The sequence below is a fragment of the Plantactinospora sp. CNZ321 genome (genome assembly GCF_004217235.1).
On record NZ_SHKQ01000001.1, the window covers coordinates 5,461,013 to 5,474,527 of the forward strand.

Below are 13,515 nucleotides of genomic sequence, written 5' to 3' on the forward strand. Positions count from 1 at the left end.
GTCGCACCACGCTGGTGGAGAACGTGACGGAGCGACGTAATGAACCTTTTTCAACCTGGACCGCGCGGCGCTCATGCACCGCGTCCGACCGTGCGGTCCGTCGGACCGCACGGGGAGGTTGAAAAAGGTTCAATGAACCGCCGTGGCTGACCCGGCCCATTGCACGATCACCGAAAAGCCCACTCTTGCGAAGCGATCGACAGGGAGATATGTTAGCGTTCACTCTGGCGTCCACCCACGGGCACGGGTGCGAACCGCACCCGGGGTGGGCGCCAGCGCAACGCGCGGAGCCCCCGTCGAGCCGGGGCACCATCCCCTGCCGACCGGCCCTGTGGCGGCCAGCGCGATCGCCGACCCACCAACACCCTGTCGCTCCGCACCCACCGCCGGTGGTCGCACCGGTGGCCACCCTCGGTTGCACGGTACGGGCCGACCGGCGGAGCCGACGTGGGCACGTCAGCCGCCACATCCCGCCGCCACGCGGCCGGTTCGGCGGCGCGACTGTAAGGAGTCATCAGTGCGTGAAACAGCGAAACGACGAGTAGGGCTGCTCGTACCGATCATCGGGATGGTCGCGGCCGGCGGGGCGGCGGCGGTCCTCCCCGCGTACGCCGCCACGGCCGGCTGCTCGGTGAACTACTCGATATCGTCCCAGTGGCCGGGCGGATTCGGGGCCAACGTCGCGGTGACCAACCTGGGTGACCCGATCAACGGCTGGACCCTCACCTGGACGTACGGTGCGGGCCAGCGGATCACCCAGGCGTGGAACGCCTCGGTCTCCCAGAGCGGTGCCCAGGTCACCGCGAGAAACGTCGGTTACAACGGCTCCATCGGCACCAACGCGAGCGTGTCGTTCGGCTTCAACGGGTCGTGGACCGGCAGCAACCCGGTCCCCTCGTCCTTCGCCCTCAACGGCACCACCTGCACGGGCGGCGTCACCAATCCGCCGACCACCCCACCCACGACTCCGCCGACCACCCCACCCACGACTCCGCCGACCATCCCACCGACGACTCCGCCCACCGGCAGCCTGCCGACCAGCTTCCGGTGGAACTCCAGCGGCGCGCTGATCGGGCCAAAGAACGACGGCCGCAACATCGCCGGCATCAAGGACCCCTCGGTCGTCTACCACAACGGCCGTTACCACGTCTTCGCGAGCACCGCGCAGTCGGCCGGCTACAACCTGGTCTACCTCAACTTCACCGACTGGTCCCAGGCGAACAACGCCACGTTCCACTACCTCGACCAGGCGCCGCTCGGCACCGGATACCGGGCCGCGCCGCAGGTGTTCTACTTCGCCCCGCACCGGCTGTGGTACCTGGTCTACCAGACCGGCAACGCGTCGTACTCCACCAACCCGGACATCAGCAACCCGAACGGCTGGACCGCGCCGAAACACTTCTACAGCGGAATGCCACAGATCATCCGGGACAACATCGGTAACGGTTACTGGGTCGACATGTGGGTCATCTGCGACAGCGCCAACTGTCACCTGTTCTCCTCGGACGACAACGGCCACCTCTACCGGTCGCAGACCTCGGTGGCGAACTTCCCGGAGGGCATGAGTCAGCCGGTCATCGCCATGCAGGACGCCGACCGCAACCGGCTCTTCGAGGCGGCGAACGTCTACAAGGTGGCCGGACAGAACCAGTACCTGATGATCCACGAGGCGATCGGCAGCGACGGCCGCCGCTGGTTCCGCTCCTGGACCGCGTCCGCCATCGCCGGCCCCTGGCAGGCGCTGGCCGACACCGAGAGCAACCCCTTCGCCCGCGCGAACAACGTCACCTTCCCCGCCGGTGCCTGGACCCGCGACATCAGCCACGGCGAGATGATCCGCGACCAGGTCGACCAGACCCTCACCATCAGCCCCTGCGACATGCGCTACGCCTACCAGGGCATGGACCCCAACGCCGGAGGCGACTACAACAGCCTCCCGTGGCGCCTCGGCCTACTCACCCAGACCAACTCCACCTGCTGACGCCCGTCCCCCGCGGTGGTCGGGCCCGGCCGTCCCAGCCGTTGGGCGAACGGCCGGCAGCGGGCGACACCGGCGGTCCCGCCACCGTGGGGCGGGGCCGCCGGTCGGTCCGCACCGGCACCGCGAGGTATCCCGCTCACCGCCGACGTACGCTCCCGGCCCTGGACGTCCAGGACCCGCCCCCCTGGGCACGGGCACCGGCCAGGGCGGCCAGCGCGCCGATGAGCATGCCGGTCGCCGCGATCCCGGTCGCCGCGCCGGCCAGCGCCGGCAGTGGCGAGGCGGGTTGCTCCGGACGCTGCGCCCACCGGCGTTCCGGCAACGCATCGCCGTGGTCACCGCGGAGTCCGGCGCGGAGCAGCTCGGCCAGGTGCATCGCGACGCGCCCGTTCGCCGCGCCCTGCGCGATCTGGGTACGGCAGCTGAATCCGTCGGCGAGGACGATGTCACCGGGCTCGGCGGCGCGTACCGCCGGCAGCAGCACCCGTTCGGCGCAGGCCTCGGAGACCTCGTAGTGCCCCCGCTCGAAGCCGAAGTTGCCGGCCAGCCCGCAGCAGCCGGAGTCGAGGAACTGCGCGTCCACCCCGGCCTGGCGCAGCAGCTCCTGTTCGGCGGCCATGCCGAGGACGGCGTGCTGGTGGCAGTGGGTCTGGACCAGCGCGGTCCGGGAGAGCCGGGGTGGCCGCCAGCCGGGAGTGTGCTGGTGCAGCAGCTCGGCCAACGTGACGGTCTGCCGCTTGAGCCGGCGCACGTCCTCGTCGTCGGGGAACAGGTCGAAGGCGTCGGCGCGGAACACCGCCGTGCAGGAGGGTTCCAGGCCCACCACGAGCATGCCGGCCCGCAGGTACGGCCGCAGCGCGGACACCGTACGACGCAACACCCGACCGGCCGTGCGCAACTGGCCGGTGGAGATCCAGGTGAGGCCGCAGCAGACCGTCCCGGCCGGCAGGTGTACCCGCCAGCCGGCGGCTTCCAGCACCTCGACGGCGGCCCGGCCCACCGACGGGTGGAACCGGTTGGTGAAGGTGTCCGGCCAGAGCAGCACGTCGCCCCGCGACCCGTCCCCGCCCGGAGTCCGGTCGGCGAACCAGCGATGCAGGGTCTGCTCGGCGAAGAGGGGAAGCTCCCGGCGCTGGTCCACCCCCGCCGCCGACTTGGCCAGCCGGGCCAGGCCGGGCGTGTGGGCAAGGCTGTTGACCAGACCGGGCGCCCGCGACGCGAGCGCGGCCAGGGCCGGCAGCCAGCCCATCGAGTAGTGCGACCGGGGGCGCAGCCGCCCGGCGTAGTGGTGGGACAGGAACTCGGCCTTGTAGGTGGCCATGTCCACGTTGACCGGACAGTCGGACTTGCAGCCCTTGCAGGCCAGACAGAGGTCGAGCGCGTCCCGGACCGCCGTCGAGCGCCAGCCGTCGCCGATGGTGCCGCCCCGGGCGGTCCCGTCGAGCATCTCGAAGAGCAGCCGGGCCCTCCCCCGGGTCGAGTGCTCCTCCTCCCGGGTCACCATGTACGACGGGCACATCACCCCGCCGTGCTCGCGGCGACACTTGCCCACCCCGACGCAGCGCAGCACCGCCCGGGGAAAGCTGCCGGCGTCCTCCGGATAGCGGAACACCGTGTCGACGGGACCGTGGTTGTAGTCCACCCCGAGCCGCAGCTGGCTGTCCATCGGGTACGCGGGCGTCACATTGCCGGGATTCATCCGGTCGGTCGGGTCGAAGATCGCCTTGAACTGCCCGAATGCGCGGACGACCCGGTCACCGAACATCCGGGGCAGCAGTTCGCCGGTGGCCTGCCCGTCCCCGTGCTCGCCGGAGAACGAGCCGCCGTACGAGACGACCAGGTCGGCGGCCCGTTCCACGAAGGCTCGGAACTGCCGTACGCCGTCGGCGGTACGTGGTTCGAAGGGGATCCGGCTGTGTACACACCCCTGCCCGAAGTGCCCGTACCGGGACGCCTGCTCGAACCCGAACTCCTGGTAGAGCCGCTCCAGGTCGCGCAGGTAACCGCCGAGCCGCTCGGGCGGGACCGCCGAGTCCTCCCAGCCCGGATAGGTGTCGGCCATGCCGGGCACCCAGGCGGTGGCGCCGAGGCCGGCCTCCCGGACCGCCCAGAGCTGGACCTCGTCGGCCTCCTTCTCGAAGCGGAACACGCTCGGCCCGTCCGGGCCAGCCATCGCCGCGCCGAACCGCTGCGCGACCTCCTCGGCCTCCCGCACGGTGTCCGCGCCGAACTGCACCAGCAGCCAGCCGCCGCCCGGCGGAAGCATGTGCAGGGCGGCCGGATGCAGGTGCTTGCGCTTCTCGAAGTCGATGAGCTTGTCGTCGATCCCCTCCAGGGCGATCGGGTCGTACGTCAGCACCCTCGGCACGTCGTCGGCGGCGGTGGCGAGATCCCGATAACCGAGCACGACCAGGGACCGGGCCCTGACCGTGGGCAGCAGGCGCAACCGGGCGCGCAGGATCGTGACCAGCGTCCCCTCCGCACCGACCAGCGCCTGACCGACGTGGAAGCCGTTCTCCGGCAGCAGGCTGTCCAGGTTGTAGCCCGAGACCCTACGGGGAATCTTCGGAAAGCGGCCCCGGATGTCCTCGGCGTACTCGTCGCGCAGCGCCCGGAGCTGCGCGTAGATCTCGGCCCGCCGACCGCCGCCGCGCTGGATCTCGGCGTACTGCTCGTCGCTGGTCTCCCCCACCCACATCCGGGTGCCGTCGTAGAGCAGCACCTCCAGCTCGACGACGTTGTCGACGACCTTGCCGGTGCGCTGGGCGCTCGCGCCGCAGGAGTTGTTGCCGAGCATGCCGCCGATGGTGCAGTGGTCGTGCGTCGCCGGCATGGGGCCGAACTCCAACCCGTACGGCGCGAGCCGCTCGTTGAGGGTGTCCCGGACGATGCCCGGCTCGACCAGGCAGGTCCGCCGTTCCCGGTCGACCTCCAGCACCCGGTGGCAGTACTTCGACCAGTCCAGCACCACGGCCACGTTGGTGCATTCGCCGATCAGGCTGGTGCCGCCGCCGCGGGACAGGACCGGGGCGCCGTACCGCCGGCAGACGTCCACCGTCGCCACGGCCGCCGCTACGGTGCGCGGCAGCACCACCCCGAGCGGCACCTGCCGGTAGTTGGACGCATCGGTGGAGTAAGCCGCCCGCGAGCCGGCATCGAACCGGACCTCGCCGTCGACGACGGCGCGCAGCTCGGCGGCGAGCTCGGACAGGTCGATTCCCTCGGCCGGTCCGGGAGCCCGGGTCAGCGGCTCGGGCAACCGCACCTGGCTCATCTCGGCACCCCGCTTCGCGCGATCATGACCGCGCTCGTCGATCGGCTCGTCCACGCGCCATCGTTCGCCCTCCTCCGGCCTTCGTCCGCCTTCCGAACGCCGCCCAACCGACGATAACGAGTTTTTATCGGAATAATGGACATACCGGAAACAGTCCGACGCGCGGGTGGGACAGCTGTGACCGCACCCGGTCGCGATCGCCGCCCACGCCCCGGGCCGGCCTGGTCTGTTACCGTCGACGGCGTAGCGGCCCATCCACAACCGCCACTGCTCCGGAGCGTCTGCGACGGGGAGGAACCGCACCGATGACTGCACTGTTCAACGCCCTGCGCGAGCGGGTCGAGGTCAACGCGCGGCACGCGGTCGAGACGTACACCAACGAGGTCAGCGAGTACCAGGCGATGGCGCCCGGGGTCGACGACCGCATCGGGATGTACGACTTCGCGGTTCTCATCCGGCGCCGGTCGCTCGACCTGGCCGCGGCCGAGCTGCCGCTGGGCGAGAACGACCTGGCCGGCATCGCCGCGGTGGGCCGGCAGCGGGCCGAGGTCGGCCTCTCCGTTCCCTCGCAGCAGCAGGTGCTCGGTCTGCACACCGCGATGATGGTCCGCGAGGTGCACGACCTGGCCCGCCCCGAGGACGTCACCGACCTGCTCCGCATCGTCGGCTGGCTCGGCGGCCAGGGCGTCCGGGCGCGCAGCGCCTACCTGAGCGGTTACACCCGGGGTGTGGGTACCGCACGATTGCTCTCCACTCGGCTGGAGATCCTGGCCCGCGCCCTGCTCGCCGACGAACCGGTGGAGCCCTTCGTCGCCGATCTGCGCCTCGGCGGGCAGTACCATATCTCGATCTTGAAAATGGCGCGGCCGGTGGCTCCGGAGACCCGGGCCGAGGTGGTCGCGTCGCTCGCGCCGGAACGGATCCCGGCGACCTGGCTCGGCGCCGACGAGGTCGCCGTGCTCACCCCCGGCGGTGCCCCGAAGGCCACGATCCTTGCGCGGATACGCCACCTGACCGCGCTGATCGGGCAGCCCTGCGGCATCGGTGCGGCACAGGGCGCGGTGGGCGGGCTGGCCGAGACGCTGGCGTGGGCCCGCGAGGTGAGCCGGGTGGCGCCGCCGCAGGACCGCCCGGACCGGCTGCCGGAGATCGCGGACCTGTTCGTGGAGATGGCGCTGGCCCGCACGGCGGCGGTCGACGGATGGCTACGCGGCTACGCCAAGGCGCTGGCCACCGGCCCGGACCTGGTGGCGACGCTGCGCGCCTACTACGCCAACGACATGAACCGCGCGAACGCCGCCGCCGCGCTGCACATCCACCCGCGCACGCTGGACTACCGACTGCGCCGCGTGCGCGAGGTCACCGGCGTCGACCCCGGCTCGACGGTCGGTGTCCGGCTGCTGAGCGCGACGGTAGCGCGGACGCTGGTCGTGGACCACTACGCGGACTGACAGACGTCACTGCGGTCATGCGCACCGCTCGGACGTGCCGGTACGCCACGACGGGGACGCCTCCGCGCTGGTGCGCCGGATGGCCGTCATCACGGGCTCCCCTCGACCTGGATGACGCCGCGGGCGCCGCGTTCGGCGTCGACCATGATGTGGCTGACGAACGGATAGTGGCCGGGTTCGCGCAGGACGGTCTCGACGAACCCTCCGGCTGCCGGGAGCAGGTCGAGCTGCTGCGCGCCGCCGGGGTCGGTGGCCCGCAACTGCCATCGTCCTTCCCGGTAGACGGTGTCGAACTGGGCGCCGACGACGTGGAACGCACTGGGACGGTTGGGTCCGGCGTTGAGCAGCCAGATCCGGACACGGTCGCCCGGCCGGGCGACCAGCGGCCGGTGGGCGTACTGCGCGACGTAGCCGTTGAAGACCACGGCGTCGGGTCGCTCCGCCTGCATCTTCGCCAGGTCGCCGGGTTCGGCGTCCGGACCGAGATACAGCTCGGACTGGACCAGGACGTACTCGCGATCCACCGCCGGCAGGTCCGGCGGATCGATGATCACCGCGCCGTACATGCCGTTGCCGATGTGGTGCAGCATCGGCATGGTCGAGCAGTGGTACATCCAGATCCCGGCCTTGGTGGCGGTGAACCGGTAGGTCAGCCGCTGCCCGGGATCGATCGGACGCATCGGCCGGTCCGGGGCGAGTGCGCTGGCGTGGAAGTCGATGCCATGGTCGACGCTGCCGTCGTTGATCAGGGTGATCTCGAAGGTGTCGCCGACGCTTCCCCGGAGCACGGGGCCGGGCGCGGTGCCGTTGAAGGTCCACAGTTTCTGCCGTACGCCGGGAGCGACCTCGCGCTGCACCTCCTGCACCCGCAGTTCCCGCCGGTGCAACCGGCCGGTGGGCCGCACCGGTGCGGTGGCGTCGCGGGCGGTGAAGCCGGCGTCGGGCTCGGCCATCGCGTCGATTCGCGGGGCTGCCCCGGCCGGCGGATCGGTGCCGGCCGGACCGGCGTGCTCGTGAGCGGTGCCTCCGCCCGGCCCGGTGGTGGTGACGGTCAGTGTCATCCCGGCCTGGCGGTGGCCCGGCAGCGAGCACCAGCCCTCGACGGTGCCGCCGACGACACCGGCATCCAGCCGGACGACGTCGTCGCTCGCCAGGATCGGGGACCTGGCACCGGTGGCCAGCACGAGGTCGTGCCGGCGGCGGTCCCGGTTGGTCAGCTCGATGATCAGCCGATCGCCCGCCGGCACGGTGATCCGGTCCGGGTGGAAGCGCATCCCGTCGGCGGTCACGGCCACGGTGCTGGTCCGCCCGGTCGGTACCACACCGGTCGTCCCGACGGCGAGAGTGCCATCCGGTGCGGTGACCCGCTGGGCGGCGACCCCGACCAGCACGGCGATCAGGACGAGCGCGAGACCGGCGGCGACCCCACCCAGCGGGCGGACGGGCGCGGTCGACGGTGCGGCATCGGCGGGTGGCGTCACGGTCGTCTCCGAGCGGTGAGCAGGATACGGACGGCGGGGACGAGGAACTGCAGCAGCGCGGCGAGGACCAGCAGTGAGGTGGTGATCCGCACGTACGGCGGTGCGGGCAGGATGAATACGACCAGCGCGGCGTTCGCCATGGTCACCCGCTGCGCCCATCGCCGGTCCAGGCGCTCGGTGCGCTGCCGTACCGGTCCGGGACCGCCGCCGAGGGCCATCGGCAGCAGGTACGCCAGCGCGCCGAGCAGGGTCTGGGCGACGAAGCCGACCAGCAGTGGGGTCAGGACGGCGCCGAACCGGTCGGCCGCCGCTGCCGGGTCGGCGGCGGTCAGCATGCTCCACGCGTCGACGGCGAGGGCGACGAGCAGCCAGCCGCCGGCGGCCGCGATGGACCAGGCGGGAAACGAGGCCGGTGACCGGCGCCGGGCGGCGACCACCGCGGGGCGCGCGGTGATCAGGGCCGCGGTGGCCACCAGGGCCAGCCCGCCCGCCGCCAGCGGCGGCCACCAGGCGAGCACGGCGAGGCCGAGCAGCGCGAGTCCGGCCACCGCGACCGGCAGTGCCCGGCGGGCGGCGATGGTGGCGCCGTCGGCCATCCGGGTACGCAGGACCGTCGGCCAGAGGGTGAGCAGCGTGCCGAGTACGGTAAGCGCCACCCAGCCGAGCAGGTTGACGTGGGCGTGGAACAACAGCAGTCGCGGCCGGAAGTCGTCGTCGGCGACGAGCATCCACGCACCGACCGGAACCCCGGTCAGCAGGGCGGCCGTGGCGGCGAGGTAGTAGTGCACGGTGATGTCGAAGCGGGCCGGCAGTGCGGCGCGTAGCCGTGCGGCCAGCCAGCCCAGGTGCGCGACGGCGGCGCCGAAGACGAGTACGGCACCGGTGACGCCCGGCCACGGCCGGTCGGTGGTCCCGGCGACCAGCACACCGAGGACACCGAGGTTGAGCACGGCGAGCCGGACGGCCGCCCCGGATCGGCGCCCCGGCACGGGGCAGCGCAGCACGGCGGTGGTGAAGTGGGCGCTCCAGACCATGATCGCGTTGGTGACCGCACCGAGGAGCAGCAGGTGGATGGCGAGCCACCGCCAGGACGGCAGTGCCGGATGGACCACCGCGACGACGACGATCGCGGCCAGGTACGCCAACGGCAGCGCCCCGGTACGGCGATGCCAACCGGCCCGCCCGGCCGCCCCGCCGGCCGGTGCCGTCCTGCTCCGCACGGTGTCCGTCATGGAATGACCGCCGCGCCGGCCGGTCGACTCGGCTCGGCCGCCGACATCGTCCTGGCCCGTCGACTCGGCTCGGCCGCCGACGTAGTCCTGGCCGGTCGACTCGGCTCGGCCGCCGGCATCGTCCTGGCCCGTCGGCTCGGCTCGGCCGCCGGGGTCGTCCTGGCCGGTCCGCGGCGTCGCCGTGCCAGGGCGACGGCGCAGCCGGCGAAGGCGAGCACCGCCACCACGTTCGCGGTGCCGGCCCAGCGACGTACCGGCTCCAGGCCGGCCGCGTCACCGAGGCCGAGACGTATCGACAGCGAGGCGTGCAGCAGGGCCAGCGGGACGTAGAGCAACCGGTGGTAGGGCAGTGGCCGACGCAGTACGGCCGGCAGGATCACCGGGGCGTGCACGAAGATCATCGACATGGCGAAGCCGAGGAAGAGCGCGTGTAGCGTCGCGTCGTACCGGGGACCACCGGTGGTGGGGCCGGCGCCGGCCCACAGCAGGCCGGCCAGCGCCAGCCACCCGTAGCCGGCCAGCAGGCCCACCGCGACGTAGCGGGGCAGCGCCCTCGCCCGTACCGTGCGCCGGGCGACGTCGAAGCGGACGAGCCACGCCGTGACGGCCAGCAGCCCGGCGCCGAACAGGTGCGCTCCGACCACCGGCCACAGGGTGGCCGCGGTGGCGCCGGCCAGCATCGCGGCCAGGGCGGCGAGGAACCACCGCTCGGCGTTGCGGCCGGACAGCCCGACGTGCGCCAGTTCGAGACGTTCTCCGGCGATGGTCGCCACCACGAACACCGCCAGCCACGGCACGGTCTCCGCGACCGGGAAGCCGGCCAGCCACAACAGTGTCGCGGCGTACCAGCCGACCGCACCGCAACCCTGCGCGAGCAGCGCCACGCCGGGCTGCCGCCGCCACAGTGCCCGGTAGATGCCGAGCAGCAGCACCGACGCCATGACGAGCAGGGTCTTGCCGGCCAGGCCGGGTCCGGTGGCCACCAGCACCAGTGCGCCCGACCCCGAACACGCCGGGGCCAGCAACGCCCAGCGGGCACCGAGGGCGACGGCCCGTTCCAGGGCGACCAGGGTGCCGACGAAGCCGAACACCATCAGCGGCCCGTGCAGTGGTTCCACCGCCACGGCGGGCGCCGGCACCCTGACGCCGAGCAGGAGCAGACCGGCGTAGAGGCCGACCAGCAACGCGAGCGCCGCGGCGCCCAGGACGGGCAACCGCCACCGGACCGGCACCCCGACCGGCGCCCCCACCGGATGGCTCACGACGGCCGCCCCTCCGGTGGCTGCCCCTCCGACCGCCGCCCCTCCGACCGCTGCCCCTCCGACGGCCGCGCCGGTGCCGGCAGGTGCAGGACACAGGCCTCGGGCGCGGCGAAGGGCTCCAGCACCACGGATTCGCCCGAGCCGCCGTCGCGTTCCAGGACCCCCTGGACGACCCCGAGGTGGAGCCCGCACATGGCGTCGGCGTTCCGACCCACCAGTTCCAGGAACGGACAGGTGTGCAGGTGGACCTGGACGGTGTCGGCGGCTTCGGGCGGCTGACGGCGTGGGCCGAAACCCAGCCCGTCCAGGACGGTGAGCACCGAGTCGACCGGGTCCTCGTGGTCGGGCGTGGCCGCCGCCAGGTGCCGGCCCCAGCCCCGGCCGACCTGCGCCGCAGCCTCCCGGACATCACCGGCGCGACTGGACAGGTGATCGAGCAAGGCGGCCGCCAGCGACCGGTAAGGCGCCGGGGCCGGGTCCGCGGCCGCCGCCCGGTACCGCCAGGCCGGACGGCCCGGCTGCCCACCGCTGGCCCGCGCCTTCACCAGGAGCCCGGCCTCGGTGAGCCGGTCCAGGTGGGCGCGGGTCGTGGAGAGGTGCTGCCCGGTCCGGGCCGCCACCTCGGCGGCCGTGACACCGCTCTGGGCGGCCCGTACCAACCGCAGGATCGCCACCCGACTGTCCGAGCCCAGCGCCCGGTGGCGTGGCGTGTCGATCGTCTCCCCGCTGGGGCCCGTTCGCGGCGTTTCCATGGTGCCCAACGTTATAACGCCGAACGGCGTCAAAACCCAGGGAGGGTCCGAACTCACAGATCACCGACCTCCGTACCCCGGCCGTCCGGGTGCCGATGGCAGGTCGGCACGGGACCAAAGACCCTGTCTGCCGGGGATGGCCGGGAACAGGCTGGAAGTACCGACGGGTCATCGTCAGGAGGAACGATCGTGTGCAACTACTGCGGCTGCCGGGAGTTCCCGGTGATCGGTCGACTGACCGCCGAACACGAGGCGATCGCCAACGCGGCCGGGAGTCTGCGTACGGCGATCACGTCCGGTACGGATGATCCGCTGGTACGGCTCGACGCGTTGCTCGCCCTGCTGACGCCGCACACCGACACCGAGGAGGCCGGCCTCTTCGTCGAGCTTCGTGCGGAGGGCAGCCTGACCGAGGCGGTGGACAAGCTCTGCGACGAGCACGACGACATCCACGGCGTCCTCGGCGCGGTCGATCGCGCCGCACCGGACTGGCCGGCGGTGCTGGCCGCCCTGACCCGGCTGCACCGGCACATCGACAACGAGGAACACGGGCTGTTCCCGGCGGCGGCGATCGCGCTGCCGATCCCGGCGTGGGACCGCCTCACCGCGCGGCAACCCAGCGCGGCATAGCAGCTGACCGCTGCTTCGTGCACACCTCTCGATCTGGAACGGATGACGTGGTATGGGTAAACAGCAGCGAGTGACGTCCCGCGAAACGCGCAGGGCACAGGCGGCCGTCGCGGCGCGGCGCGGCCGGCGGATCAACTGGGCACTCGCCGTCGGCGGGTTGGTCATCGCCGGTCTGGTGATCGCCATCGGGTTCGCGGTGTTCGACGCCGCGAACCAGGACGAGCCACCCGCCCGCGCTGGCGGGGCCCTGGTCACCCCCGCCAACCTCACCCCCACCGGTGCGATCCCGGTCGGCCAGCCCGGTGCGCCGGTGACCGTGGAGATCTACCTGGACTACATGTGCCCGGCATGCGGCAAGTTCGAGCAGGCCAACGGCGGCGAACTGGACAGGCTCGTCCGGGCCGGCACGGCCCGGGTGGAGCTGCGGCCGATCTCGTTCCTGGACCGCACCTCGCAGGGCAGCAGATACTCCAGCAGGGCGGCCAACGCGATCGCCACGGTCGCCGACCGGGCCCCGGACCGGGTCTGGGCGTTGCACTCCGCGTTCTACGACGACCAGCCCCGGGAGGGCACCCGGGGGCTCACCGACCAACAGATCGCCGACCTGGCGATCCGGGCCGGAGTCGGCCGGGACGTGGTCGACGCGTTCGACGAGCGCGTCTTCGAACCGTGGGTGGCCAAGGTGACCCGGACCGCGTTCGACTCGGGTGTGCAGGGCACCCCGACGGTGCGGATCAACGGCACGGTGTTCGAGGGCGACGTGTACCGCGCCGGCCCGCTGACCGAGGCCGTCGAGGCGGCGGCCAGGAGCGGTACCTAGTGGCCGGCGCACTCGGCACGCTGCACCGGGTCCGGCACACCGACGCCTGGATCTTCGGCACCATGCTCCTCTCGTCGGTGCTGAGCCTGATCGCCTCGTTCGTGCTGGCGGTCGACGCGGTCAAACTGGCCGCCGATCCGGCCGCAGAGCTCTCCTGCAACATCAACGAGGTGATCAGCTGCGGCACCGTGGCCGCCGCCTGGCAGTCGCAGCTGCTCGGGTTCCCCAACGCGTTCCTCGGGCTGGTCGCCGAGCCGGTGGTGATCACCCTGGCGGTGGCCCACCTGGGCGGGGTGCGGTTCCCGCGCTGGTTCATGTTCGCCGCGCAACTGGTCTACGCCGTCGGCCTCGGCTTCGCCTACTGGCTGTTCTACCAGTCGATGTTTCATATCGGCGCGCTGTGCCCCTGGTGCCTGCTGGTGACCGTCTCCACGACCCTGGTGTTCGCGGCCCTGACCCACGTCAACATCCGCGACGGCAACCTGTTCCTGCCGGCCCGGATGCGGGCCGCCCTGGTCCGAGGGCTGCGGGCCAACCTCGATCTGGTCATCGTGGTGATCTGGCTGCTGATCCTGACCCTCGCCGTCGTGCTCCGCTACGGCGACCTGCTGTTCGGGTAGGTCGGCCCGGCC

General features: G+C 72.3%; 10 protein-coding genes. 5 read left to right on the forward strand and 5 right to left on the reverse strand.

Annotated features, from left to right (window positions below; all coding sequences use genetic code 11):
• The first annotated feature begins 517 nt into the window (after positions 1-517).
• Positions 518-1,981, forward strand: a complete 1,464-nt coding sequence (locus tag EV371_RS23620; RefSeq protein ID WP_486484764.1) for a glycoside hydrolase family 62 protein — start codon at positions 518-520, stop codon at positions 1,979-1,981.
• Between the two features lie 136 nt (positions 1,982-2,117).
• On the opposite strand, the gene EV371_RS23625 is transcribed toward EV371_RS23620, so the two are convergent.
• A complete protein-coding gene (locus EV371_RS23625) occupies positions 2,118-5,255 on the reverse strand; it encodes an FAD-binding and (Fe-S)-binding domain-containing protein (RefSeq protein WP_130466169.1) in 3,138 nt (1,045 codons plus the stop codon).
• 305 nt (positions 5,256-5,560) lie between these two features.
• Here EV371_RS23625 and EV371_RS23630 point away from each other — a divergent pair, with 305 nt between their 5' ends.
• The gene (locus tag EV371_RS23630; RefSeq protein ID WP_130463987.1) at positions 5,561-6,706 is read left to right on the forward strand and encodes a helix-turn-helix domain-containing protein; all 1,146 of its coding nucleotides are present in this window, start codon (positions 5,561-5,563) and stop codon (positions 6,704-6,706) included.
• 89 nt (positions 6,707-6,795) lie between these two features.
• On the opposite strand, the gene EV371_RS23635 is transcribed toward EV371_RS23630, so the two are convergent.
• Genes EV371_RS23635 through EV371_RS23645 form a run of 4 tightly spaced genes read right to left on the reverse strand, consistent with a single transcriptional unit; the run spans position 6,796 to position 11,433 of the window.
• Positions 6,796-8,187 carry a multicopper oxidase domain-containing protein gene (locus EV371_RS23635; RefSeq protein WP_207230586.1) on the reverse strand — a complete coding sequence of 464 codons (1,392 nt, stop codon included), beginning with the start codon at positions 8,185-8,187 and terminating at the stop codon, positions 6,796-6,798.
• Positions 8,184-9,419: a hypothetical protein gene (locus EV371_RS33925; protein WP_207230587.1), complete on the reverse strand. Its 1,236-nt coding sequence runs from the start codon at positions 9,417-9,419 to the stop codon at positions 8,184-8,186. The genes EV371_RS23635 and EV371_RS33925 overlap by 4 nt, the downstream gene beginning before the upstream one ends.
• Complete coding sequence (locus tag EV371_RS23640) at positions 9,416-10,681, reverse strand: hypothetical protein (RefSeq protein WP_486484765.1); 1,266 nt, start codon at positions 10,679-10,681, stop codon at positions 9,416-9,418. Before EV371_RS23640 ends, EV371_RS33925 begins: the two co-directional genes overlap by 4 nt.
• Positions 10,678-11,433 carry a helix-turn-helix domain-containing protein gene (locus tag EV371_RS23645; protein ID WP_130463989.1) on the reverse strand — a complete coding sequence of 252 codons (756 nt, stop codon included), beginning with the start codon at positions 11,431-11,433 and terminating at the stop codon, positions 10,678-10,680. Before EV371_RS23645 ends, EV371_RS23640 begins: the two co-directional genes overlap by 4 nt.
• Before the next feature lie 189 nt (positions 11,434-11,622).
• Here EV371_RS23645 and EV371_RS23650 point away from each other — a divergent pair, with 189 nt between their 5' ends.
• From EV371_RS23650 to EV371_RS23660, 3 genes are all read left to right on the forward strand, one after another.
• The gene (locus EV371_RS23650; RefSeq protein ID WP_130463990.1) at positions 11,623-12,063 is read left to right on the forward strand and encodes a hemerythrin domain-containing protein; all 441 of its coding nucleotides are present in this window, start codon (positions 11,623-11,625) and stop codon (positions 12,061-12,063) included.
• A 70-nt stretch (positions 12,064-12,133) separates the two neighbouring features.
• Positions 12,134-12,883, forward strand: a complete 750-nt coding sequence (locus tag EV371_RS23655; protein ID WP_207230588.1) for a thioredoxin domain-containing protein — start codon at positions 12,134-12,136, stop codon at positions 12,881-12,883.
• Positions 12,883-13,503, forward strand: a complete 621-nt coding sequence (locus EV371_RS23660; RefSeq protein WP_207230589.1) for a vitamin K epoxide reductase family protein — start codon at positions 12,883-12,885, stop codon at positions 13,501-13,503. Before EV371_RS23655 ends, EV371_RS23660 begins: the two co-directional genes overlap by 1 nt.
• Positions 13,504-13,515: the final 12 nt, after the last annotated feature.